This is a genomic window from Bradyrhizobium sp. KBS0727, assembly GCF_005937885.2.
Taxonomy (GTDB): domain Bacteria; phylum Pseudomonadota; class Alphaproteobacteria; order Rhizobiales; family Xanthobacteraceae; genus Bradyrhizobium.
This window is the reverse complement of the sequence record NZ_CP042176.1, coordinates 3,010,786-3,033,475: the sequence shown is the minus strand read 5'-3', so window position 1 is coordinate 3,033,475 and position 22,690 is coordinate 3,010,786. Positions and strand designations below refer to the sequence as shown.

The 22,690-nt window shown below is 61.4% G+C and carries 23 protein-coding genes and 1 pseudogene; 7 read left to right on the top strand and 17 right to left on the bottom strand.

Annotated elements, in window-relative coordinates; translation table 11 throughout:
• Positions 1 to 6 precede the first annotated feature (6 nt).
• From FFI89_RS35180 to FFI89_RS13775, 11 genes and pseudogenes are all read right to left on the bottom strand, one after another.
• Complete coding sequence (locus FFI89_RS35180) at positions 7 to 861, bottom strand: amidase family protein (RefSeq protein ID WP_256379183.1); 855 nt, start codon at positions 859 to 861, stop codon at positions 7 to 9.
• A gap of 92 nt (positions 862 to 953) precedes the next feature.
• Positions 954 to 1,322 (bottom strand): annotated as a pseudogene (locus FFI89_RS35175) (amidase family protein); the annotation flags it as partial.
• 35 nt (positions 1,323 to 1,357) lie between these two features.
• Positions 1,358 to 2,041, bottom strand: a complete 684-nt coding sequence (locus FFI89_RS13815; RefSeq protein WP_138837364.1) for a DUF2848 domain-containing protein — start codon at positions 2,039 to 2,041, stop codon at positions 1,358 to 1,360.
• Between the two features lie 9 nt (positions 2,042 to 2,050).
• Positions 2,051 to 2,719, bottom strand: coding sequence for an ATP-binding cassette domain-containing protein (locus FFI89_RS13810; RefSeq protein WP_138837363.1), 669 nt, complete (start codon positions 2,717 to 2,719; stop codon positions 2,051 to 2,053).
• Positions 2,719 to 3,465: an ABC transporter ATP-binding protein gene (locus FFI89_RS13805; RefSeq protein ID WP_138837361.1), complete on the bottom strand. Its 747-nt coding sequence runs from the start codon at positions 3,463 to 3,465 to the stop codon at positions 2,719 to 2,721. Before FFI89_RS13805 ends, FFI89_RS13810 begins: the two co-directional genes overlap by 1 nt.
• Positions 3,462 to 4,385 carry a branched-chain amino acid ABC transporter permease gene (locus FFI89_RS13800; protein ID WP_138837359.1) on the bottom strand — a complete coding sequence of 308 codons (924 nt, stop codon included), beginning with the start codon at positions 4,383 to 4,385 and terminating at the stop codon, positions 3,462 to 3,464. The genes FFI89_RS13805 and FFI89_RS13800 overlap by 4 nt, the downstream gene beginning before the upstream one ends.
• Complete coding sequence (locus FFI89_RS13795) at positions 4,385 to 5,284, bottom strand: branched-chain amino acid ABC transporter permease (RefSeq protein ID WP_138837357.1); 900 nt, start codon at positions 5,282 to 5,284, stop codon at positions 4,385 to 4,387. The genes FFI89_RS13800 and FFI89_RS13795 overlap by 1 nt, the downstream gene beginning before the upstream one ends.
• 46 nt (positions 5,285 to 5,330) lie before the next feature.
• A complete protein-coding gene (locus FFI89_RS13790; protein WP_138837355.1) occupies positions 5,331 to 6,626 on the bottom strand; it encodes an ABC transporter substrate-binding protein in 1,296 nt (431 codons plus the stop codon).
• Between the two features lie 64 nt (positions 6,627 to 6,690).
• The gene (locus tag FFI89_RS13785; RefSeq protein ID WP_138837353.1) at positions 6,691 to 7,071 is read right to left on the bottom strand and encodes a cupin; all 381 of its coding nucleotides are present in this window, start codon (positions 7,069 to 7,071) and stop codon (positions 6,691 to 6,693) included.
• Positions 7,072 to 7,095: 24 nt separating this feature from the next.
• A complete protein-coding gene (locus FFI89_RS13780) occupies positions 7,096 to 8,571 on the bottom strand; it encodes a 4-hydroxyphenylacetate 3-hydroxylase family protein (RefSeq protein ID WP_138837351.1) in 1,476 nt (491 codons plus the stop codon).
• A 26-nt stretch (positions 8,572 to 8,597) separates the two neighbouring features.
• Positions 8,598 to 9,059: a flavin reductase family protein gene (locus FFI89_RS13775; RefSeq protein WP_246669457.1), complete on the bottom strand. Its 462-nt coding sequence runs from the start codon at positions 9,057 to 9,059 to the stop codon at positions 8,598 to 8,600.
• Positions 9,060 to 9,192: 133 nt separating this feature from the next.
• On the opposite strand from FFI89_RS13775, the gene FFI89_RS13770 reads away from it, so the two are divergent.
• Positions 9,193 to 9,897, top strand: coding sequence for a MarR family winged helix-turn-helix transcriptional regulator (locus tag FFI89_RS13770; RefSeq protein ID WP_246669456.1), 705 nt, complete (start codon positions 9,193 to 9,195; stop codon positions 9,895 to 9,897).
• A 289-nt stretch (positions 9,898 to 10,186) separates the two neighbouring features.
• On the opposite strand, the gene FFI89_RS13765 is transcribed toward FFI89_RS13770, so the two are convergent.
• Positions 10,187 to 10,309, bottom strand: coding sequence for a nuclear transport factor 2 family protein (locus FFI89_RS13765; protein ID WP_138837347.1), 123 nt, complete (start codon positions 10,307 to 10,309; stop codon positions 10,187 to 10,189).
• A gap of 91 nt (positions 10,310 to 10,400) precedes the next feature.
• On the opposite strand from FFI89_RS13765, the gene FFI89_RS13760 reads away from it, so the two are divergent.
• Together FFI89_RS13760 and FFI89_RS13755 are read left to right on the top strand one after the other, a co-directional pair.
• Positions 10,401 to 10,862 carry an HlyD family efflux transporter periplasmic adaptor subunit gene (locus FFI89_RS13760; protein WP_246669455.1) on the top strand — a complete coding sequence of 154 codons (462 nt, stop codon included), beginning with the start codon at positions 10,401 to 10,403 and terminating at the stop codon, positions 10,860 to 10,862.
• Between the two features lie 556 nt (positions 10,863 to 11,418).
• Positions 11,419 to 11,688 carry a hypothetical protein gene (locus FFI89_RS13755; RefSeq protein WP_138837345.1) on the top strand — a complete coding sequence of 90 codons (270 nt, stop codon included), beginning with the start codon at positions 11,419 to 11,421 and terminating at the stop codon, positions 11,686 to 11,688.
• A 131-nt stretch (positions 11,689 to 11,819) separates the two neighbouring features.
• On the opposite strand, the gene FFI89_RS13750 is transcribed toward FFI89_RS13755, so the two are convergent.
• Entirely contained in the window at positions 11,820 to 12,596 is a 777-nt protein-coding gene (locus FFI89_RS13750; protein ID WP_138837343.1) for a hypothetical protein, read from the bottom strand.
• A 686-nt stretch (positions 12,597 to 13,282) separates the two neighbouring features.
• On the opposite strand from FFI89_RS13750, the gene FFI89_RS13740 reads away from it, so the two are divergent.
• Positions 13,283 to 14,791 (top strand): ATP-binding protein, encoded by a 1,509-nt coding sequence (locus tag FFI89_RS13740; protein ID WP_138837339.1) that lies wholly within the window; start codon positions 13,283 to 13,285, stop codon positions 14,789 to 14,791.
• Between the two features lie 108 nt (positions 14,792 to 14,899).
• Here the strand turns inward: FFI89_RS13740 and FFI89_RS13735 are convergent, their stop codons facing one another.
• Positions 14,900 to 16,390 carry an amino acid permease gene (locus FFI89_RS13735; protein WP_168212887.1) on the bottom strand — a complete coding sequence of 497 codons (1,491 nt, stop codon included), beginning with the start codon at positions 16,388 to 16,390 and terminating at the stop codon, positions 14,900 to 14,902.
• Between the two features lie 1,263 nt (positions 16,391 to 17,653).
• On the opposite strand from FFI89_RS13735, the gene FFI89_RS13730 reads away from it, so the two are divergent.
• Positions 17,654 to 18,529: an MBL fold metallo-hydrolase gene (locus tag FFI89_RS13730; protein ID WP_138837337.1), complete on the top strand. Its 876-nt coding sequence runs from the start codon at positions 17,654 to 17,656 to the stop codon at positions 18,527 to 18,529.
• 599 nt (positions 18,530 to 19,128) lie between these two features.
• Here the strand turns inward: FFI89_RS13730 and FFI89_RS13720 are convergent.
• From FFI89_RS13720 to FFI89_RS34865, 3 genes are all read right to left on the bottom strand, one after another.
• Positions 19,129 to 19,602, bottom strand: a complete 474-nt coding sequence (locus FFI89_RS13720; protein WP_246669454.1) for a nuclear transport factor 2 family protein — start codon at positions 19,600 to 19,602, stop codon at positions 19,129 to 19,131.
• A 6-nt stretch (positions 19,603 to 19,608) separates the two neighbouring features.
• Complete coding sequence (locus tag FFI89_RS34870) at positions 19,609 to 19,983, bottom strand: hypothetical protein (RefSeq protein ID WP_246669453.1); 375 nt, start codon at positions 19,981 to 19,983, stop codon at positions 19,609 to 19,611.
• A 236-nt stretch (positions 19,984 to 20,219) separates the two neighbouring features.
• On the bottom strand, positions 20,220 to 21,113 hold the full coding sequence (locus tag FFI89_RS34865; RefSeq protein WP_246669452.1) for a winged helix-turn-helix domain-containing protein: 894 nt from the start codon (positions 21,111 to 21,113) through the stop codon (positions 20,220 to 20,222).
• Positions 21,114 to 21,251: 138 nt separating this feature from the next.
• Here FFI89_RS34865 and FFI89_RS13710 point away from each other — a divergent pair, with 138 nt between their 5' ends.
• Together FFI89_RS13710 and FFI89_RS13705 are read left to right on the top strand one after the other, a co-directional pair.
• The gene (locus FFI89_RS13710; RefSeq protein ID WP_138837335.1) at positions 21,252 to 21,695 is read left to right on the top strand and encodes a cupin domain-containing protein; all 444 of its coding nucleotides are present in this window, start codon (positions 21,252 to 21,254) and stop codon (positions 21,693 to 21,695) included.
• A 176-nt stretch (positions 21,696 to 21,871) separates the two neighbouring features.
• Positions 21,872 to 22,633 (top strand): IS5 family transposase, encoded by a 762-nt coding sequence (locus FFI89_RS13705; RefSeq protein WP_138837333.1) that lies wholly within the window; start codon positions 21,872 to 21,874, stop codon positions 22,631 to 22,633.
• Positions 22,634 to 22,690: the final 57 nt, after the last annotated feature.

Genomic DNA, 22,690 nt, shown 5'->3' with positions numbered 1-22,690 from the left:
TTGTGATCAGCCACGGACAAAAAGTTCCGCCTCGATGCGGGACGCAATTTCCAACAGTCGTCGGTCCGAATTCCTTCGGCCGATCAGCATCAGACCGACGGGAAGACCGTCTGTTGGGAGCGGCAGCGTGATTGAGGGACAATCCAGCAGGTTGGCAATGCGCGGATTGCGAAGCACGAGTCCATTGGCGTCATGGAACGCAGCGTCGTCCTCTACGGACGAAAGCAGCGGCGCGCGGATCGGTGTCGTCGGCAGGACGAAGACGTCATTTTCGGAAAAGGCACTTTCAAACGACCTGATCGCGGCGCTTCGAAGCCTGGTCATGCGCACATAGTCGACGGCACGGATACCCGCGCCCGCCTCGATGCGAACCCGGGTCTTCGGATCGACGCCGTCCAGGGCCGAAATTCGAAGACCACTCAGCGTCGCTCCGAGCTCGATTGACGGAAACGTCCCGATCCGGTCGATCTCCGCGATATCGTCGAGGGTCGCATCCATCGATCCGTCTTCGATCTGCACCCCGCTGGCCCGAAGCCGACGGACGGCATTCTCGAACGCATCCAGTACCTCCAGCTCACAACGATCGAAAAGCCGGCCGCGGGCGACGATCAGGCGGAACGAGCCGGATGAGGCCGCACGCAACGGCTGCGCCAACACCTGCCCCGACAGGACCTGATCGGCGGCGGCACAGTCCGCAACGTTCAGGGCGATCGGACCGATCGTGTCGAGGGTCGACGACAGCGAGAACGCGCCAATTGTCGATACGCGCCCGCTCGTCGGCTTGAAGCCGACCGCGCCGGACAGCGAGGCCGGAATCCTGATCGAGCCACCCGTGTCGCTGCCGATGGCGATTTCAGCCATGCCGTCGACAACCGATACCACGGCGCCGGATACGACCCACCAGGGGCGCGTTCGCGGTCTCGCGAATTGCCCGGCACGCCATCGTGCGGGTTCGTACCGAGCGCAGAAAAGGCAAACTCGGTCATCTGGGTCTTGCCGACGATGACGGCGCCCGCCGCCCGCAAATGCTTTACAACGATAGCGTCATCCGCAGCGGGAGCTAGCTGGCGCAACACGGCGGACCCTGAACCGGTTATCATGCCAGCGACGTCGAACAGCGCTTTGACGGAGACGATCCGGCCATCCAGCGGCCCGCGTAGCGCTTCCATCGCGGCGCGTTCGTCGGAAGCCCGAGCTTCGCGCCGGGCGCTTTCTTCAAACGTTGCCGTGAAGGCCTTCGATCCTTCGAACGCGGGCGATTGGATACGCGTCAGCGCCTGCTCCAGTCGTTCGCTGGCGGAGATCGACAAGCGGTCAGTCATAGGCACTATCCCTGGATAGCGTGGAAACGGCGACGTCAGGAGACAACGGGCAGCACGTCGATGTCGTAAGCGTGCGTCAGGGAACGCTTCAGGATCGGGTCCATAATTTCCATCTCGAAGCGCGTTCCTGGTCGAATTCCCCCGATGGCGCCAGGCGTGCCGCAGAACATCAACGTGCCGGCCGGAAGCGCATCCGTGCCGGTCTGTCTCCGAATGAGATCGCGAGGCGTCCTCAGCGCCGAAATCGGGCTGTCCTGATAGAGAAGCCGCTCGCCGTTGATCGTCGCCCATGACCGGATGACCAGCTCATCCCAGTGACCTTCGACGTCGGCATAGGACCATAGTTGCGCTCCGACCGGCTTACCGCAAAGCTGCTTCGACAAGGCAATGCCCGAGGCCTCGGCCTTGCGGTCGGTGTGGTCGGACCCGATGCCGATCCAGAGCCCATCGGCCATGGCGACAACGACTGGCTCCACCTCACCCGAACTGTCCGGGCCGAGCACGACCAAACGGCTTGATTGCGTCATTGTCTGAGCTGCTACGCGGTAGTAGAGCGGTGTGGTCGAGGGGCGCGGGATACCGAGCGCGGCGAGCTCCTCGATATGATGTTCAATCGCGGCGGCATTCCTGCCCGCCCATCCGGCAATGATCAACGAATCGATCTCGACACCGACGCGGTCGTTTCGGTCTCTTGCAATGCGATTGAATTGCAGGAACATCTGGCTTCCTCATGCTTCCGTAGGTTTGGTGAAAATCTCGCCGCGTTCGATTTGCAACGTCCGGTCGGCAATCTTGTCGAGCAGCGCGGGACTCGACTCGGTGATGAGCAGGGCAAGTTCCGGCCGGTGCTTGCGCAGTTCGCCAAGGGTGCGTGCGTAGTCCAGCGCCAGTGCCGGCGCCAACCCCTGGAACGGCTCATCAAGAAGCAACACCTTGCGCGCGATCATGAGAGCCCGGCCGAGCGCGACCATCTTGCCCTGACCGCCGGAGACGCCGCCTCCCGGCCTCCCCCGCATCACATGCAGCTGAGGCAGCAGGGTGTAGACTTCGTCGAGCCGGCGTCTGCTTTCTATCTTGTCCAACTTCAGCGCCAGCGCCGGGAGCACGATGTTCTCCTCGACGCTCATTTCGGCAACCAGACGGCGATCTTCCGGCGCGTAGCCGATTCCGGCCTGCGCGCGATGATGGGCCGGCGAGTTGACAAGATCGTCCGCGTCAAGATGGATCGCGCCGGCGTCCAGGGTCAGCAGGCCCATGATCGCGCGCAGCGTGGTGGTTTTTCCGGCGCCGTTACGGCCGATCAACACGGTGGTCTTCTTCTCGACGATCTCGCAACTGACATTGCGCAGCACGCGAACGCCTTCGATCGAAACCTGCACTTTATCGAGGCTCAGCATCACGCCACCCCCACGACACTTTGCAAAACCCTCGGATCCCTGAAGACATCGTCCGGATGTCCCTCGGCCATGATCTTCCCCGCGTTCCACACCAGAACGCGGTTGGCGTAGCGGGCGACCACATCCATGTCGTGCTCGACAAAGAGCGCTGTGATCTGCCGCTGCCGAAGCGCGCCCATCAACGCCTCCATCAACGGAAAACGTTCCAGCGCGCTCACACCGCTGGTCGGCTCGTCCAGCAGCAGCAGCCGTGGCTTCAGCGCCAGCGCCACAGCGATGTCGAGCAGTTTTCGATGGCCTTCAGGCAAGGTATTGCTGATGCGGCTTTTGTCATCGGCCAGCCCGACCAGGCCGAGCAGCGCCTCCGCCTCCTCGCGCCGGGCCGCGGTCTCGAGCGGACGGACGACCGTCCACATGCCGTTTTTCGCGGCCAGCGCCAGCATCATGTTGTCGATGACGCGCTGGGCGGAGAAAAGCTGCGGAATCTGGAACGCACGCGCAACACCCCGGCGCGCTATCGCGCGCGGCGTGAGACGGGTGATGTCCCGGCCATCGAGATGAACGCTTCCCGACCGTGGCCGAACGTAACCTGTACAGAGATTCAGAAGGGTCGTCTTGCCCGAGCCGTTCGGCCCGATGACCGCGAGGAATTCCCCGTCGTAAATTTCGAGGTTCACGCCGTCGGCTGCTTTGACGCCGTTGAACCCGACATGAAGGTCCCTGGCTTCGAGGATAGGCTGCTTCATCGGCCTGCCCCCTCTTCGCGTGCGAAAAGCCCGTAAAGGCCTTTTGGCATGAACATGATAACGGCAATCAGCGCAGCGCCGACAATCAGATTCCAGGCCTCCGTCACCGTGACGGCAGCCGCGTGGAGCAGTTCGAGGAACAGTGCGCCGATGAAGGCGCCCGGCACACCGCCGATGCCGCCGAGGACGGCGACCAGCACGAGCTGTCCGGAAGCGGTCCAGAACGCGAAGTCAGGCACGACACGTCCGATGGCAAAGCCCGCAATCGCGCCGCCAAGCCCAGCCAGCGCGGCAGAAAGAGTGTAGGCGATCAGAAGGACGGCCCAAACGGGAATCCCGAGATACTCGAGGCGGATCTCGTTGGTATGGACCGCCGACAGCGCGTGGCCGAGCGGACTATCCAGATAGCGATGGACGCCAAGGCCAACGAGCACCATCAGCGTCAGGCTGAGATAGAACAGGACGCTCTTGAAAGCAGGCTCGCTGAGCGCGATACCAAAAACGCGCGGAATGGGCACAACCATTCCGTCCGATCCCCCCGTGATGCCGTAGAGCTTGGCGAACAGGGCGTAGACGACCATCGAAACGGCGAGATTCAGCATCGCGAAGAAGATCGCGCGATAGCGAATCAGGAATGCGCCTACGATCGCGCCCGTCAAGGCTGCGATCAGGACAGAGAAAACCAGGAGGGTCGCGAAGTCGCCGACACCGGATCCCGCCAGGAACGCGACGCCATAGGCACTCGCGGCATAGAACATGGCGTGACCGATCGAGATGAGCCCGGCGCGAAGCAGGACGGCAACGCCGAGCGCCGCGAAGCCCTTGGCGATCGCGAGCGTCAGGACGAACTGAAGCCACGGTGCCAGAAGCGGCGAGGCCGCGAGGACAACAACGGTCGCGGCGGCAAGAACCACACGCATCATATTCTCCTGGCCGCGACCGACCCGAACAGGCCGTAGGGACGAATGAGCAGGACAATCAGCATCGCCGCGTAGGGAGCCACCGCGTCCAGCGACGGCACAAAATAGATGGCCAGCACACGCGCAAATCCCACGATGAGCGAGGCCACCGCGGCGCCCTCGATCTGACCGAGACCGCCGATGGCTGCGACGGCAAATGCGAGGACCATGGTATCCGCACCCAATCCCGGCGAGACGCCAGAGGTCGGCATCGCCAGGGCTCCTCCCAGCGCTGCCAGGAACACACCAAGCGAGAACGCCAGAATGAATATTCGATTGGTGTCGATGCCGATCGACTGCGCCATCTCGCGATCGGCCACCACTGCCGTGATCAGCCGCCCGAGCCGGGTGTGCTTGATCAGCAGCCGAAGACCGAAAACGACGAGGAACGCCATTCCGATCAGCACGATCTGGTAGTTCAGATAGACGATACCGCCAATCCGGGATGTGCCGAGCAGCCGGACCGGCGCGTCCTCATAGAGCGATTGCACGCCGAATATCATGCGCTGCAGGTCTTCGAGGATCAGGAAGAGCCCGAAGGTGATCAGGATCTGAACCGCTTCCGACTTTCCATAGGTCCATCGGATCAAGGTCCGCTCGACCAGCGGACCGAATATTGCTGCGACAAAAACCGCGCTAAACAACAGCGCCAGGAATGACAAATACGGGCTGAACTGCCTGCTCGCGACGAAGAGGCAGGTCGATGCCGCGACATAGGCGCCGATCGAATAGAGACTGCCGTGCGCGACATTGAGCACGCGAAGTACGCTAAACACCAGCGTCAGGCCAACCGCCGCGAAGAAGATCAACGCGGCGCTGGCGAGGCTGTCTAGCAGCAACGGGATGACTGTATTCGACATCGGCCCACCTGCTGGGATTAGCTACGACAAAAGAGAGATTAAACGGCTACTTGTAGCTTCCTGGCTGAGGCAGGGTTTTCACGAATTCAGGCTTCAGCGTTGAGATCCAGGCGATCGGATCCTGTCCGGCCACCGGCATTAGGCTGTCGCCCTTGTAACGGACCATGTTCCCGATCACAGGGAACGCTTTGTCCGGCGACTTGACCGTGACCCCGACGATTTGGTCGACGAGACCGTCATTATCGGCGCGCGTTTGCGTCTTGCCGGTGAGGGTCGTGACCGTACTTCCCGTCATCGCTTGCGCGATTTCCGCACGGCTCGGCCACTTGCCGCCATTCTTCTGCATCGCCGCCTTGTAGGCCGCTTTCACATAGATCAACGCATTGGCCATCTTGATCGACGGGAACACCGGGTACTCGCCGAACCGCGCCTTGTAGGCTTCGGCGAATTTTACCGTCTCCGGATTGGCCTTTGCGTCGGGCGACATCCACCAGCCATCGCCCAGCACGCCAACGATCACGCCGTCTGGCAACGCCACGCGCTGAAGCACGGTCTCGCCGAGCGCTAGGATGACCTGGCTCGAGGCGAACAGGCCTCGCGGCTCGGCCTGCCGCACGAAGTTTTCGAGGTCGGCGCCCCAAAGATTGGAGAAGACGACATCCGGATGCGCGGTGGACAGGCGCGAAATCTCGGTCTGATAGTTCGGCGAGCCCAGCTTCGGAAAGAGCTCCGCCACGACTTCGATATCCGGCTTCAACGCCTTCAGCGCCGCCTTGAATATATTTGCGCCGTCGTGCCCGAAGGCATAGTCCGGGTTGATGATCGCGACGGTCTTTACGTCCGGCTTCCGGTCAAGGAGATAGATCGCATAGGCGATGAACTCGGGAATGGTATTGCCGTTGGGGCGAAACACGTATTTGCTCTTGCCGTCAATCAGCAACTGGTGCGTATCGCAATTCCAGCCGACAGTCGGAACCTCCAGTTGCTCCGCGATCGGCGCCAGCGCCAAACAGTTCGCGCTCGACAGCGCCGCCACCATCACCTGGTTTTTCGGATCGCCGGCCAGGCGCCGATACTCCGCGATGACGCCTTGCGCGCCTTGCGCTTCGTCAACGTAGATAGGTGTCACCGGCACGCCCTCGATGCCGCCCTTGGCATTGATGTCGTCGATCATCAGATCGGCCGCGTTCTTGCCGGGCATGCCATAAGCAGCAGCAGGACCCGAAGTGAACGTGAAGATACCGAGCCCCAAAGAACTCGGCTTCTCCTGCGCTGCGACAGGCGCCGTCGACGCGATACCAGCCGTGAGCGCAAGCGCAGACAGGCAAGCTGTAAACTTCATGACATTCCCCCTGTTGTAATGACCTTGGCGATTGATCGAGCGCGACCGTGGATGCCGTTCGGACTCACACCGGATCGAAATAATGTATTTCCATGAGCAGGCAGCCGTTGACCGACTTGAAGGGCCCATGGGCCGCGTGCGGCGGGCGGCATGCATAGGTGTTGGGCGGGAAACTCTTGCCACCCTGCCCCTTGTCGTCATTGCCGACGATCAGGTCGCCCGAGACCAGATAGACCTCTTCCCAATACTCATGGGAGAACGGCGCGGTCGTATAGACGCCCGGCGCGAAACGCAGCAGCCGCGTGCGCGTGCCGCGCCGGTTGTCTTCGTCCAGTCCGCCGGACAGGATCTTCTGCTGAATCCCGGCGGGATAGCCGGCCGGGGTTTCCCAGCCGCTGTTCATGTCCAGCGTGTAGAACTCGTCGTGCTTTTTATTGACCGGCATTTTACCGTCTCCTGGTTTGGGTGATTAAGCTGCCTTCGAGGTCGCGGCGACGACGCCGTTCACGTCGTAGGAATCGAGCATGCCCTGAACGAGCTTGTCCGCGCCCGCCCAGTCGTAGGTGCGATAGGAATGACCCTTGGTGACAAAGGTCGCGCCGGAATAGAACATCTCGTATTGCTGATGGCGCGAGCCGAATTCGGATCCGACGGCATCCCATGCGAGCTTGTAGAACTTGACCCTGTCACGCGAATTCGCCTTCGGCGATTGCTGCGTCTTGTCGATCAGGGCGGCGATTTCCGGATTGGCGAAATCGGCGACCGATGAAGGCAGCATGATCATGCCGCCGCCAGCCAGTTCCCGCAGCGTGTTGACGATGCGCGGATAGAGTTGCTGCGTCAGCACCTGCGCCGCGTAAAGCGTGTGCCGGTCCGGGACGAAATAGGCGCCGACTTGTGCGCCCTTGGCTTCCATCGCCGCGACCAGCGCATCCACCATTCCCGTTTCGGCGGCGAGCTGTCCGAGCATCTCACGAACCTGTGGGAACTGGGTGACACCGTTCATCTCGGCGGTGCGGTGGGCAAGACCGGTCAGGAACTTGAGCTTGACGTTCAAACGAACCATCGCCTGATAGTTCTGGTAGACGTGGCAAGGCGTCGCGTGAAACTGCTTCTGGCACATTTCGACGTTGCCTTCGATGAAGACGCGATCCCACGGAACCTTCACGTCATCGAAGTAGAGGACCGAGTCATTCTCGTCGAAACGGCTGGCGAGCGGATTGTCGAACACCGCGCGGGCCGCATCCTCGTAGGACTTGCGCGAGAGCAGTTTCAGGCCCTTCGTATTCATCGGAATAGCGAAGGACATCGCATAGCGTTCTTCACCCGGGCGCATCGGCTGGATGGTCGTGACGAAAACCTCGTCGGCGACGACGCCGCCCGTGGCGAGCATCTTGGCGCCGCGGATCGTGATGCCTTCCGCGTCACGATCGACAACACCCGCGGTCAGGAAGGGATCTGCCTGTTCGCTGGCCTCCTTCGAGCGGTCCGCCTGCGGATTGATGATGACGTAAGTGAGGTAAAGGTCGTTGTCGCGCGCGTAGCGATAGTAAGCCTCCAGAGCTCCGGCGCGGGCCGGATCGTAGGCTTTGAACACATCGAGTCCCATGTAGAGACCAGAAATGCACGACGCGACATGATCAGGAGCACGACCCATGAAGCCCGCATGCAGCGACGCCCAGGCCTCGAGCGCCTTGCGCCGTTCCACGAGCTCCGCATAGCAGGTCGGAAGCTGCCAGATGCGATTAGCACGCCCTGCCCCGGTGTCGAATGTCATCAATTCGCGATTGGCCGGAGCGTTGGCGAAGTCGAAGAGACCCGCCATCGACGTTGCCACGTTGCGGAAGGCATGATGGGCCGTCACATCGGCGACCCGATCACCGTTGATATAGATGGTGCGGCCGTCCTTCAGGTTCGACAGGTATTCCTTCGCTGAGCGTGTCATGGTTCCTCCCGTTTGAAGCTGATAAGTCAATAGTGAATGGGCAGCGGCCATTCCGGTTCGCGCTGGGTTTCATCGATCAAATCGCGATAGCGGCCGCGAAAGAAAACCAGCGGCGCAGGCGCACCGGGGTGAGATGCGTAGCGAACAACCCGCACAACGAAAATGACGTGGTCGCCACCGTCGTAATTCGCATAGGGTTCGCATTCGAAATGAGCGAGAGCACCGGAGATCAAGGGCGCCTCGGCATGACCGACGCTCGTCTTGACCTGATCCCACTTGTTGCTCAGGGCCCGCGCGAACTGGTTGGAAATGCTTTCCTGCTCACGGGCCAACACGTTAACGGCAAAGCCCTTGGCGTCGAGCATCGCGGAAAGGCTTCGCGCGTTTCGATCGACGCTGAAAAGGACGAGGGGCGGATCAACCGAGACGGAATTGAACGAACTCATGGTCATGCCGACGAGTTCTTCGCCCTTGCCACGCGCGGTCACAACCGCCACGCCGGTCGCGAATTCCCCGAGTGCACGCCTGAAAGCACGGTCCTGCATGTGACGCCCGCCCGAATTTTCCAACCCTATGTATCTTCTATAAGTAGCTTTCTAACAAAGCTACTTAGTAGTGTCAATGCTTGCCGGCGGGCTTTGTGCGTGGTTTGCTGATATGCCAAGAGAATCAACGAGAACGGGAGGGATTGCCGTGCATAATGCGCTTCTGACGGCGTCAAAACCCGAGCTGCTCGACAAGGACGGCGACCGGACCCTTCGCGCGCTACTCTATAACTTCTTCGCGTTCGGTCGCAGCCTGGAGGCAGCCCGTGCAAAGTTCGCAAGCTTTGCCGGCTTGTCGCCAACCCAGTATCTGATCCTGATTGCCATTACCCATTTTAGGTCTGACGAGCCGATGGGGATCAACCAGCTCGCTGATTGGCTGCATCTGAGCGGAGCCTTTGTCACCAACGAGGTCAACAAGCTGGTGTCGGATGGGCTGATCGAGAAGAACGCGCATCCCAGCGACGGGCGCCGGGTACAACTTGCCGTCACCGAACAGGGCGTAAGCCGGTTGGCCCGGCTCGCCGCCTTGCAGCGGCCGATCAATGACGCGCTGTTCGGTATGCTCACGCGCGAGGAGTTCAAATTGTTGTCCCAGCTTCTCGCCCGTCTCGCTGCCAATGGTGATCTGGCACTAAAGCTGGCCGAGCATCTCGAAGCGGCAATGGGGCTGGAGCAACATCTAGATGCCGGCTCGGTAGCCAAGGCGCCGAAGCGGCTAAAAAGCGGAGCAGCGGCGGTTGGGCCGAGCCGGAAGAGCAAGGCAGCCCTTAGACCGTGAGCGAATCGGCTATCGGCGAACGAGGCAGCCAATTGCGGTTCCGGTATCGTGAACTGCCGGAAGTCTGTGTCGAGACGCGACATCTATTCGATGCATGACCTCAATCGGGCCGCACACAGCCGGCATTCAGGCCGGTCCCGTAACACTTTCTCAGCGTCGACTTGGAGACGCACTTCAGCTTGAATGGCAGGGTCAAATCGGGGAGTCGCACCGCCACCCGATCGCTCTCACCAATGATCTGCCAAATGGTCCAGGTGAAGTCAGCAAAGCTCGCCTTGAGCCCCTCAAATTAGCTGCGGATGACTTGAATATCGGAGGTTTGCCCTTCGAGCTTGTCGCCATAATCCTCGGATACGATGTCGGCGAGCTGGCTGAAGTCTCCCGAGTTGAACATCTCGAAGTAGCGACGCACTGAGTCCCAACAGTCGCTTGACCAGGCCGAAAACGACGTTGCCAGTGCGCGCGCCGACGTCGCGGAAGCGCAGGCGAATTACGATGCGGCCGTGGCGGGGCCTACCCGGGAGGAACGTGCGATCGCCGACGCGCAGGTGCAGGCCGCGGCCGCCGCGGTCACTGTGCTCGAGCGCCGGCTTGACAAGATGGTCTTGCGTGCTCCGGCTGACGGTGTTGTCGCCGTCATAGCCGCAGAGGTGGGCGAGAATGTTCGCGCGGGCCAGCCGATCCTGATGGTCGAAGCGGCTGGAAGGCAATGGCTCTCGTTCAATGTACGCGAAGATCATCTCAACCGTCTCTCGATGGGAGAAACGGCGAGCGTGATGCGGAATGGCGCCGCTGGCGCGATGAAAGCCGCCATTACCGAACTGCGGCCACTCGGAACGTTCGCCACCTGGCAGGCCGAGCGGGTTATTGGAGATCATGACCGCAATACGCTGCGCTTGCGCCTCGACCCAGAGGGAGAGCCGGCAGGCCTTGAGCCCGGTATGACTGTTTGGATCGAGAACTAGCGAGGACGCGAGTGCCGAAGAATCGCCCCAGCCTCTCCCATCCAGTATTCCACAACCTGTTGCTTGAGACCCAATAAACACAATACCATTTCGGCCGGCGCGCTAACCCTAAGCGCGGGGCGCGCCACGCCGGATCGACTCATCCGGAGTTTCGACACGGTCCGTCAAGGGGACATGCGTACTTGGGGCCGGCGGCGAAAGCTCGTCGGAAGAGTGGAACTGGTCGTGCGCAAGGAGCGCCGCTTGCGGAGCGAGTATCTCGAAAAGCCGCCCAAGGTGCATTGGGGACGCCGAGATCAAGCTCCTTCCGCCGGCGAGGAGAGCCAGGAGGAACGCCGCGGTTCCCATAAGGTAGAATACGCCGTCGATTTCGAAGCGCTCCATCAGGCCCATACCGACGCCCGACAGCCGTCATTCTCCAGTCAAAAAAAGGTCGGAAATTCAGACTACCGCATCAAAGCATGCCGAACTGTCGCGATGGGTCGGATTTCCGCATCAGGTCAATCGCATCAGTTTTGGACACCACCAGGGGTCCGCCCTCGCTGGAGGCGCACGGATGGGCGATACCAAGGCTCACGTCAATTTCGATGCACCGGCGATTCTTCGCAAGTGGCCTTCGCGCAACAACCAGCGTTACGCTAACGGCACTGGCCCCTATCTGCTCGTGGATGGCACGCTCGATGGGTGCATACGGGAGTTCATGGCCAAGCCTGCCTCCATGCGGCATTTGTATGAGATTCACACTTCACCACAGCCGCCGTTGGTAAGTGCCGTCTTATCTGGAGAGGTCACTGTCGAACTCGCGCGGCTTCGCGAATTTCTCTGATACAGACACAACTCCCTTTGCGGCGCGCCTGGGAGTCATGAGGTAGTAAATGACCGTGTACTGCATGACGCGCGCGAATTTCCCAGTTCGGCGAACGATGCCAAGCGAGCGGGCACCGCCGCCGATGACAACTACTGTTCTTCGGGCTGCAACTGCTTTGGGACCCGCGCTCTGGCTTGCGGCGACGGGAGCGTCGGCATTGGCTTGCGCGCCGGGGTGGCAGTGGGCCGAGGCAGAGCTGCCGATGTCTTGGGCGACAGGTTCTGCTCGGAAGCCTTGGCGATAAGGCGTGTCATTTGTTCCTGGCCCGCTTTGAGCTGCTCCACAGCTTTTGTATTGTCGATGGCCATTTGTTCCTGGCTCGTCTTGAGCTGCTCGATCCCTTGCTTCACGTTTGTCAGATCGCGTGCCATCGTCTCGAGCAACTGCGCCAGTTCAGGAGACACCGGGCTGGCTGTCGGCGCGACGTCTTGCCGTGCGGTCTGAGCCGGAAGTACTGGCTCCGCCGCGGCCGCCTGAACGGTAGATGGGCTCGGCTGCGCGGGAAGCCCTTTTTCCAGCGGCAGCAATGAAGCCAGATTGAGCTGCGGCACCCACCGGGCGACAGTCAGCTTGGCCGCATCGCCGTAAGAGGACTGCGAAACGAAAGCAGCGATAAATATACTCGCGGCCAACAGCGAGCCGATGAGGCCACGCCGCGCCGGCCGGCCGTGCAAATGCTTGCGGCCCAGGACAGCTGAAGGATGGCGCGCGGCGTCATGCTCCAGCTTCGAGAGCTGTTCAGTTACACGCGCGAGCTGTTCATCCGCGCGCGCGATCTGTCCATAAGCGTGCGCGAGCCGCTCATCCGCGCGCGCGATCAAGACACCGTCGGGTTCAATTGCTTTCGGGTTCGGCGTGGAACTCATAGGTGTGCCCTTTCCCATCCAATGTCACGCAAAGGAGGCGGTCGGATTTCCACCAGCTCGGCGAACCGCTAAACACTCCTTGCAGTTTTGACCAAAGCATGGCCGTACGATGGAAATTACGGGCTGCTTACGGCGACAGGCCGTCGGGAATTCGGTACCGCGACGTCCGGCGCATATCCCTTTTGCCCCCGATAGCAGACATTGTCAGACCACCGCTCGGGTCCGTTCCGTGCTGCCAACTGACCTACCGGCGATCGGCCTCGCTCAGCGGATCGAGCAGCTGTTTCGCCGCGATCAGGTCTGCGGTGTCGCCGGGAGTATGACACTTAGAAAGCTAAATGCCTGGGCTGTGATCTCGTTCTACGGCTTAATGAGATCAATGCTTTGCACGATCGTCCGCTTCGCCAATACCGGCCGCTCGACGAATTGCGATCCGCTTGTCGTCCTGTTGATACATGTCGCAGACCGAACGATGTCGATCTCACCGCGCTCACGCACTCGCCGACAACCTTCGTCCACAACCTCGGCAGTCGCCTCCGGTGCGAGAGGTGTGCGGAGGTCGGCATCCATCTGGGCTGATGGCGTTCGACCAGCCGTGGAGAACACGGAGTGGTCGGCCATGGGCGCTCGACGGGCTGCGATCGGGTTGTTAAGCCCGCCTCCGCAGGGAGACTTTGAGTCGAGACATGACCGTTGCGATCGAGATGGGACACACGACGGCAGGCACCCCGGCGACTCTGGACCTTGAGGAACTGCTGGCGACCCGCCTGCTGGTGCAGGGCAATTCGGGCTCCGGCAAATCCCATCTGCTGCGCCGGTTGCTGGAACAGAGTGCCCCTTGGGTACAGCAGACCATCATCGACCCCGAAGGCGACTTCGTGGCGCTTACCGACCGTTTCGGCCACCTCCTGATCGAGGCCGAAGACCATACCGAGCGGGGCCTGCAGGTCGCCGGCGAGCGAGCGCGTATCCATCGCGTCTCCACGGTGCTCAATCTCGAAGGGCTCGACGCCGAGAACCAGATGCGGCGCGCCGCCGCCTTCCTCGGCGGGCTTTTCGACGTCGCCCGCGACCACTGGTACCCGATGCTGGTGGTGGTGGATGAGGCGCAGCTCTTCGCGCCGGCAGTCGCCGGCGAGGTTTCGGACGAGGCGCGCAAACTCTCGCTCGGCGCCATGACGAACCTGATGTGCCGTGGCCGCAAACGCGGGCTAGCGGGAGTCATCGCCACCCAGCGACTGGCGAAACTCGCCAAGAACGTCGCGGCCGAGGCGTCCAATTTCCTCATGGGCCGAACCTTTCTGGATATCGACATGGCGCGCGCAGCCGACCTTCTGGGCATGGAACGGCGACAGGCAGAGGTCTTCCGGGATATGGAGCGCGGGCAATTCATGGCGCTGGGACCGGCGCTCTCCCGCCGTCCGCTGGGGCTGCGCATTGGTCCAACGGAGACCACGCCGCGCAACGCGACCCCGCGCCTGATGCCTCTGCCGGAAGCGACACTGGACGCACGCGCCATCATCCTGGCAGCGCCGCCGCCGGAGAATAATCGGCCCCAGCGCCGGTCGCCGCCAGACCTCCTCGGCCAGCTCATGGCGGCGAAAACCGCCGCGCTGGAGATCCGTCCCGAAGCGGTGGAGCAGCCACTCAGCGCTGAGGAACTGGCGGAGCGGCGTGAGCGCGTGGACCGTATTCTGCGCGCCGTCATGGCGGAACCCGAGGCCGCATTCCGTGCCATCGGCGTCCTGTATCAGGAGTTCGTGGTCCGCTGTCGAATAGAGGGCCTCGGTTCGGCCGTGCCGGACCTGGGTGACTTCCGTCGCATGCTGACGCGCGCCCGCGCCGGGCTCGGCTCCGATATGGCAGAGGATGACGGGTGGCAGGATGTCTCGGTCCGCGCCTCACTTCTGCCGGAGGATATGCAGGGCATCTTCATGATGATCGCCCGCGCCGCGAAGGAAGGTTGGCCCTGCCCCGGCGATGCAGCGATTGCGCGCGCCTATGGCTCACATTCATTGCGCCGTGCACGGCGTCTGCTGACCTACATCGAGGAGCAGGGCCTCATCGTTTGCCAGCTTGACGGTGCCGGTCGGCGGATCGTGACGCTCGTCGAACTGGCCTGGGCGACGGCACCGGGCGACCCCAATGCCGAGGAACTGCCGGCGGAGCAAGGCCGAAGCAGTTCGGCTCCATGATGCGACGGTGGACTAGTTCCCAAGCCACTGAATTCCTATTTAAATACAATAACTTGTGCGAAAAACGATGTTCGGTGCGAAATCCGTTCATTTGGCGGGTGTGCCCCGCTATCGCCGGCCAGCCCTCGCCCGCAGCCTGCTACGGCTTGCGCCATAGCCGAGATAGATCGCAAGCCCGACCAGGAGCCAGACGCCGAACCTGATCCAGGTGTCTCCCGGCAGGCCCAGCATCAGAAAAATCGATGTCGCGGCACCTGCAGGTGCGATCACCCAGATCGCCGGCGCCCTGAACGGGCGCGGCAGGTCGGGCTCGATAATCCGAAGCGCGAGCGTGCCGATCGAGACCACGGCAAACGCAAACAACGTTCCGATACTGACGAGTTCGCCGACAAGACCGATCGGCAGCAGCCCAGCGAGCACAGCGACGACGATACCGCCGCCGATCGTGGAAACATACGGCGTTCGAAACCGCGGATGGATTTTGGCGAACGCCGGCGGCAGCAATCCGTCATGCGCCATGGCGCGAAAAATCCGCGGCTGCCCGAGCAGCGTGACCAGAATGACCGAGGTCAGCCCCAGCACGATCCCGAGCTTGATCAGCGGCGACAGCCAGCCGATTCCGATTCGATCGATGCCGACCGCAATCGGATCGGGAACGTTCAAGCGGTCGAACGGCACGATACCGGTCAGGACGAAGGCTACGGCGATGTAGAGCACGGCGCAGATGGCAAGCGAGCCGAGAATGCCGATCGGCATATCGCGCTCCGGCTTTTTGGCCTCCTGCGCAGCCGTCGAGACCGCGTCGAAGCCGACATAGGCAAAGAACACTATCGCCGCGCCGCGGACCACGCCGGTCCAGCCGAACACGCCGGTGGCTTTGCTCGGCGGAATGAAGGCGCCCTCGGGATTGCCCGACGTCACCCAGTTCGCCGTCGTGACCGAGGAAACCGCGCAGGCAATGAAGAGCAGGATCACCATCAACTTCACCGCGACGATGACATCGTTGAACCGCGCGGTCTCGCGGATGCCTGTCACCAGCACGGCCGTGATCGTCACGATGACGAACATGGCCGGCAGGTTGAAGATCGCGCCGGTCGACGACCAGACGCCGGCATTGGCGTCATAGGCAAACGGCGCGGACACCAGCCGGGATGGCAGTTCGATGCCAAAATCCCGGGCGAAGCTGACGACATAGGCGGACCATCCGACCGCCACCGCGACCGCAGCGACCGCGTATTCGAGAATGAGATCCCAGCCGATGATCCATGCGATCAACTCGCCGAGCGTGGCATAGGCGTAGGTATACGCACTTCCGCTGATCGGAACGCTCGCGGCCATTTCGGCGTAACACAGCCCGGCGAACGCGCAGGCCACCGCGCCGAGCAGAAACGACAGCGTCACCGCCGGTCCCGCATTGGTGGCCGCCGCCTGCCCGGTGAGGATGAAGATGCCCGCCCCGATCACGCCGCCGATGCCGAGCATCACGAGGTTGAACGCCGACAGCGAACGCTTGAAGGAATGGTTTTCGGGATCGCTAGCCGCCTGCGCGGCTTCCTGCAACAGATCGGCGGTGGATTTTCGCGCCCAGATGTCTGGCAAAACCGGCTCCGTGCTTCCATGGCTGGGCCATCGGCGATGGCGCGATCTTGACGCCGTTCGCTTTACCCCGCAACCGGCGGCGTACTATCGCGCGAACCGACTTGATCGTTTTCCACGCCTACGCCTGCTCGCGGCGCGATGCGCCCGAGGCTTGAGAGGTTCACCCTCGAAAGAGAGGGCGTAGGGAATGCCGGGCGCACGCTGCACCCGCGGTCCCGTGCGCAAATGGAATTGTAGATGCGCGCACGAGCATACAGGGTCAGCGGAGACATCCGGCATCCCCTACGTAGCGGCTTTACGGCTTATGCCGTGCTCGCCCCGGCGACGAATTCGTTTTTGTCACCGTCGCTGACGGATTAAGGCTGGTCGAACCGGTTGGCCCGACTTCGCCTCCGCCAGCTTGACATCAGCAACGGATGCCAGGCCCACACGGTTTTGCCGTACGCTCAAGCGTCGTTCGTTTTGCGCGCCTGCAATCCCTCACGGGGGCAACCCGCCCTGTGATTGCACCTGCACGCCAACGCTCTCGCGTCCACCACATCCCATCCCACGTTCGTGACGACGCGCGACCGCCCCTCTTGCCGGAACAGGATGGCCGCAAGTAAGCAACTGATTTGGGGTTTCGGAAAAGCAGAAATTTGCCCGTCGGGTTAATTTGTCGCAGGGCGACGGGCAAGGTACGGCAATCGGCAAAAGGTCGAAAAGATCGTCACCGGCGCACCTTTCACGATCATCCGGCCGCCACTTCAGGAAGCGAATGGACCTATTCGGAAATCCGACGAATAATCGGAGAAAGCCACGGAGGTTGCGCACCTTTATGCGGAGCGCCATGACGTCCACGACGATACCATAAAGCCGGGATAGCTGACGCCAAAGCCGCGAATGCTCTGAATTTACTTCCGCTTTCGGCGGCACAGCAGACATGGACGGACTTTCCACTAGTCCGGCCCCGTCGCGAATGACCCGGAGCGGAAGTCGAGCAGAGGATGGGTCCAGGCAAGCGTTTTGCTTGGGGTGTGGAGAATAGTTTGGTAAGTTTAACGTGCCCGAGCCGTTAGCGGCGCGGAGTATACGGTGACCACAGTGTCCCGGTTATTGCGGAACGATAGTAGAGCCGCATCCTCTCTACATTTCTCGAGAACGTCATTTCGTCCCGGCCGGCAACACGGTCGTAAATGCCGCTCCGATTCGACATCGTGGTTGTGGCTTACGGCGGCGGGCGACAGAGCCCAACGTAACGCAAAAACTCACGGAGGAATTCTCATGACCGGGTCGAACCAAAAAAACGCTCCCTTGCAGTGGTCGGTGTTCATCACCAAGCGGCCTGGCCTCAACCGGGAGCTGCCGTCAGGCTACGAGTCCCTCGCCTGGGTACCTAATTCATCCACGCTGATCTTTGGCGAGCGGGATGCCGTGCTGGTCGACACCTTCCTTACCGCCGAAGCCTCGCAGGCCCTGGCGGACTGGGTCGCGGCGAGCGGCAAGAACCTGACCACGATTTACGCTACCCATGGCCATGGCGATCATTTCTTTGGCATAGGGCTGCTCAAGCAACGCTTCCCCCATGCGCGTGCGGTGGCAAGACCGGACATCGTGGAGGTCATGCGTCATGAGATCGATCCACCCTATTTCAACAGCTTCTGGAATTCGCGCTTTCCCGGCCAACTTCCGGAGCAGCTCGCGGTGGCCGAGGCGCTCGAAGGGAATACCATCGAACTGGAAGGGCACGAGTTGGTCTTGATCGACACCGGCTATACCGACACGGCCTTGTCCACGAGCCTGCACGTCCCTTCCATCGATCTGGTGGTGGCCGGGGACGCCGCCTACAACGGCGTCCATCCCTACATGGCGGAGGGCAACCCACAAACGTGGCTCAAATGGATCGCCGCCCTCGACAAGCTCGAATCGCTGAAACCCCGCACCGTGATCGCCGGCCACAAACGGCCCGAGAACGACGACCCCCCTCGCATCATAGAGGAAACGCGCAGTTACTTCCGGGACTTCATGCGCCTCAACGAGGAAACCACGACCGTGCGCGAACTCTTCGACCGGATGATGGAGCTTCATGGAGACCGGGCCAATCCCGGTTCACTCTGGGGCGGAGCAACAGCAGCCAAGGCACACATAGCCCATAACTGATCAATTGCCTGGCCAAGGCGGCGACGGCACGAGGTCCGCCTTTGGCAGATTTTGTTGCAAAAGTCGAAAATCGAATGACCGCAAAAATCTCGCAAGAGCTGATCTTTGGACTTCTCTGCTGCTGCATCGTTCTTCAGCGCCACTACTGAGACCCGTGATCGATTCTGGATGAAACGATATGGTCCCTCACGCCGCGGCGGGTAAAACGCCTCAGTGGCTCTAAGAATTTTTGTTCGCCACCCCAAAGAGACTTTTGCAACAATATCGGCACGAAGCCGACATGGCCCGCATGGTCGCCGAGGTCCGCTTTCAGGGGAATTACGGAAGTCGGATTTCGGGGCCGCTCGGTCCGTTGATGGACCCAAGGCGGACCTTCGCACAGATCATCGTCATCCACCCCTAAGCTGTTTTCGGAAGCAGTGGCCGGAAAAAAGAGCGTTCATTACGAATGAAGCAATGCGTCTCTTTTGCGAAGGCTACCGCCTTCTACACACCAGTTCCTTCACTTCCGCCGCTCCAGGTCCACTCTCCAGCTCCAGCGCAAGTACAGGCATGGTTACCGGACTGGGAGCCATCTGCTTTAGCCACACGGGCGTTGTTTACTTTCCCTCCGGTACGGAAAACATTGAGTTGCCATTGGCCGAGTCCGAAGCGGGGACTTCTTCCTGCATCACATCCCAATGCTCGGCCACCTTGCCGCCCTCGATCCTGAACATATCGACGGCTATCATCGGCTTTGGTCCCCATCCAACATACCGCCCATGAACCATCACCAGATCACCTTCGGCCACCACCATGCCTGGTTGATAGGAAAAGTCCTTGGGCAATTTGGGGATCAGGTCCTTAATCGCGGCCGGACCATTAGGAATTGTGGGATTGTGCTGAATATAATTAGCCGTGAAATGTTCCACGACATTTGGATCTCTATTGATGAACGCTCCAGTCAATGCACGTAAGGCTATCTGTTTATTAGGTCGTGTACTCATAAACCATTGGCTATGTCCGCTTCGCTCCGATACCGACCGCCTACGCGCAATCGCAGCAAAATGACGCGGAGGGCCAGCGGCGGTCATGTGGGCTCACGCGGTTGCCTTCTGCAGTAGCCGAGCGATACGTTTGTCGTACTCAGACTGACCGGCTCTAATTGGCGCAATGAAGTGGCCTTCCGGGCCATCAACTTCTTTCATGCGTTCACCCCATCGGCGCGCGTCGTCGCGCCGCCCTAGCGCCATTGTGCAGCAGCACAGCACCTCGAACGTCGGACCGAACAGGGGACGCAAAGCCAGCGACCGGTTCGCGCTTTCGAGCGCCTTATCCGGCATATCGCTGAGCAGTTCGGCGTAGGCCAGCAGGATGTGCCACGCGACGTTCTGCGGATCATTCGGGTTGAGCGTGAGACCGTGACGCAACGGTGCGACAGCGCGATTTGCATCGCCGTCGAATAGTCGCGCCATTCCAAGCACGAGATGGCCGAGCGCGAAGCTCGGATTGAGATCGATCGCGCTCTGCGCAGCTAGCGTACCGGTGTTGGCGGAGCCCGCGTAACAGCTCACGATGGCGAACGAGTAGTGCGCATATGGGTCGCGCGGGTCGAGCGCGACCGCGTGGGTCGCGGCCTGCGTACCCTCGCGCCCGTCGGCAACAACATCATCGCTCCACCCATAAGCGATGATGCCGGCACTGACCCGGCCTAGCCAGGCGTGCGCCTCCGACAGATCCGATCGGCTGTACAGGCGCGGCGGAACAGGTCGCGCGCGGCGCGATGCCCTTCACGGGTCACTTTGTGAAAATGCCACATACCCTGCCGCACCAAGTCCCACGCCCTCATATTGCCGGTGTGGCGCACGATAGCCAGACGCGACTCGCTTTTCAGAAGCTCAGGCTCAATCGCCGCAACCACGCGTTCGGCAATTTCGTCTTGAATGGCGAACACATCGGCCATCGCGAGGTTGTAGCGTTCGGCCCACAAGTGCGCACCGTCGCGGGTATCGATCAGTTGCGCTGAGATGCGCAGCCGCTCGCCGGAATGGCGCACGTTGCCGTGGAGCGCATAGCGCGCGCCGAGCTGCTCGGCGGCCTTGTCTCGGAGCGCGAAAGCTGTGCCGCGGACAACAACGCGAAACCAACGATAGCGAGCGAGCGCCGTTATGATGTCGTCGGTGATGCCGTCAGCCAGGTACTCCTTGCCTGGCTCTTCGCTGACGATGCCGAACGGCAGTACCGCGATCAGCGGCCGCGCATCGGTGGCATCGGCGCTTTCAGCCAGCGCGTCCGCGCCCGACACCGCGCCGACGAACCGGTAACCAACACGCGGAACCGTCGCGATCCATTCGCCGCCGTCGTGGGCAGGGCCGAGAAGCTTGCGCAGCGCCGCGATCTGGACCGACAAGTTGCTTTCCTCGACTGCAGTCCCGGGCCACGCCGCATCCATCAGTGCGGTCTTGGAGACGGCCTCACCGGACGCACGCAGCAGCGGGGCAAGCAGACGAATGCCTTTCTGGTTGACCGGCATTGGTCGTCCGTCACGCAGCAGCACGCCGCGCGCGGATTCGAACACGAAGGGGCCGAAGGCAAACCGCTGCATCAGACGAGCATAGCGGCGCGCCCGCAAGCTGCGAAGCCGCTATTCGAAACAATTTGGAACTTTTCGGAACCCTTTTCGAGACTTCTTGCGCGGATAGACGGCATCCTCACACCATCGATCAAACCAAGGGAGAGAACAATGAGCAACACAAGCGCAATGAAGGTGCAGCCAGTCAACACAACCAGCCGTGTTGGGATGGTGGTGAAGGCAGCGCCGGAGCATCGGGTCCAGCAGGGCTCGGACTACCGGGCTGGCGTCAGCGCCGAAACCACCGGGTCACAGGTGATCTGGCTCGGCCTGATGGCGCTGCCACCGGGTAGCCGCACGAAGGCGCATGTGCACGAGCACCACGAGACCGCGCTCTACATGATGAGCGGCGACGTGTTGGAGCTTTGGACCGGAGATGAGCTTGAGCATTGCGAAGCCGTTCGGCCGGGCGACTTCGTCTACATCCCGGCTAACGTGTTGCATGTCGCGGTAAATCGCGGCGCGGCGCCTGCTGTCTTCGTCGGGTCGCGCAACGAGGCGACTGCGCAGGAGAGCATGGTGTTGCACCCCGAGATGGACGCACGGGTGCCATAATTCCGTAAGCGACTTCAGTCGAGGTCGGCTTTGAGTCATTTTCGACGGTTTGGGCGGGGATTGTCGGTTGGCTGATGTCCGCATCCGCCTGTAAGCGCTGCAGCGGAGGCCGAGCGAGGGGGCGTTGCGCTCGGCCAGGCTGTCGTGATTCAAACCCAAAACTGGGGGCTCGAATCATGCGGTACGAACTCACTGATCATGAATGGGTTGCCATCGGGCCCATGCTGCCGAACAAACCGCGTGGCGTTCCTCGGGTGAACGACCGGCGTGTCCTCAACGGCATATTCTGGGTCTTGCGATCCGGGGCACCTTGGCGCGATTTGCCGGATCATTTTGGCCCTTACACGACCTGCTATAACCGTTTCGTCCGCTGGCGCCGGGCGGGGGTCTGGGGCCGCATCATAGACGCACTTGCCGTAGCCCGCGATGCCGCTGTCCAGATGATCGACACCTCCACTGTCCGCGTGCATCAGCATGGAGCCTGCATCACACGAAACGAGCGCCAATCGATGGGGAGGTCACGCGGCGGTTTGACGAGCAAAATTCATGCGGTGGTCGATGGCAATGGTCTGCCGGTACGGCTCGCATTGAGCCCCGGCGAGGCACACGACGTTCGACTTGCGCGAAAGCTGCTGTCTCGCCTCAAATCTGGGTCAATGCTGCTTGCCGACCGCGGCTATGACGCCGACTGGATCAGAGAACTTGCCATGAAGAAGGGCGCGTGGGCCAACATCCCGCCGAAGAGTAATCGCACCGATCCGATCTGCTTCAGCCCTTATCTCTACCGCGCTCGCAACCAGGTCGAGCGGTTCTTCAACCGGATCAAACAATGTCGCCGAGTCGCGACGCGCTACGACAGGCTCGCCGACAACTACCTTGCCTTCGTTCAACTCGCGTCAATCAGGCTATGGCTGCGTCTCTATGAGTCCGCGTCCTAGTCTCCATAGCAAATTCCTCTTTTATGGATTGCGATGAAACGGCCTCAGCGGTGGAGA

Excerpts from the sequence above, each read along its gene's own strand:
- FFI89_RS13750 (WP_138837343.1), bottom strand. The coding sequence starts at position 12,596 with ATGAGTTCCACGCCGAACCCGAAAGCAATTGAACCCGACGGTGTCTTG.
- FFI89_RS34870 (WP_246669453.1), bottom strand. The coding sequence starts at position 19,983 with ATGGCGCGACTATTCGACGGCGATGCAAATCGCGCTGTCGCACCGTTG.
- FFI89_RS13795 (WP_138837357.1), bottom strand. The coding sequence starts at position 5,284 with ATGTCGAATACAGTCATCCCGTTGCTGCTAGACAGCCTCGCCAGCGCC.
- FFI89_RS34865 (WP_246669452.1), bottom strand. The coding sequence starts at position 21,113 with ATGCAGCGGTTTGCCTTCGGCCCCTTCGTGTTCGAATCCGCGCGCGGC.
- FFI89_RS13815 (WP_138837364.1), bottom strand. The coding sequence starts at position 2,041 with ATGTTCCTGCAATTCAATCGCATTGCAAGAGACCGAAACGACCGCGTC.
- FFI89_RS13755 (WP_138837345.1), top strand. The coding sequence starts at position 11,419 with ATGGGCGATACCAAGGCTCACGTCAATTTCGATGCACCGGCGATTCTT.
- FFI89_RS13720 (WP_246669454.1), bottom strand. The coding sequence starts at position 19,602 with ATGACCGCCGCTGGCCCTCCGCGTCATTTTGCTGCGATTGCGCGTAGG.
- FFI89_RS13780 (WP_138837351.1), bottom strand. The coding sequence starts at position 8,571 with ATGACACGCTCAGCGAAGGAATACCTGTCGAACCTGAAGGACGGCCGC.
- FFI89_RS13785 (WP_138837353.1), bottom strand. The coding sequence starts at position 7,071 with ATGCCGGTCAATAAAAAGCACGACGAGTTCTACACGCTGGACATGAAC.
- FFI89_RS13805 (WP_138837361.1), bottom strand. The coding sequence starts at position 3,465 with ATGAAGCAGCCTATCCTCGAAGCCAGGGACCTTCATGTCGGGTTCAAC.
- FFI89_RS13790 (WP_138837355.1), bottom strand. The coding sequence starts at position 6,626 with ATGAAGTTTACAGCTTGCCTGTCTGCGCTTGCGCTCACGGCTGGTATC.
- FFI89_RS13740 (WP_138837339.1), top strand. The coding sequence starts at position 13,283 with ATGACCGTTGCGATCGAGATGGGACACACGACGGCAGGCACCCCGGCG.
- FFI89_RS13730 (WP_138837337.1), top strand. The coding sequence starts at position 17,654 with ATGACCGGGTCGAACCAAAAAAACGCTCCCTTGCAGTGGTCGGTGTTC.
- FFI89_RS35180 (WP_256379183.1), bottom strand. The coding sequence starts at position 861 with ATGGCTGAAATCGCCATCGGCAGCGACACGGGTGGCTCGATCAGGATT.
- FFI89_RS13810 (WP_138837363.1), bottom strand. The coding sequence starts at position 2,719 with ATGCTGAGCCTCGATAAAGTGCAGGTTTCGATCGAAGGCGTTCGCGTG.
- FFI89_RS13770 (WP_246669456.1), top strand. The coding sequence starts at position 9,193 with ATGCTTGCCGGCGGGCTTTGTGCGTGGTTTGCTGATATGCCAAGAGAA.
- FFI89_RS13710 (WP_138837335.1), top strand. The coding sequence starts at position 21,252 with ATGAGCAACACAAGCGCAATGAAGGTGCAGCCAGTCAACACAACCAGC.
- FFI89_RS13800 (WP_138837359.1), bottom strand. The coding sequence starts at position 4,385 with ATGCGTGTGGTTCTTGCCGCCGCGACCGTTGTTGTCCTCGCGGCCTCG.
- FFI89_RS13705 (WP_138837333.1), top strand. The coding sequence starts at position 21,872 with ATGCGGTACGAACTCACTGATCATGAATGGGTTGCCATCGGGCCCATG.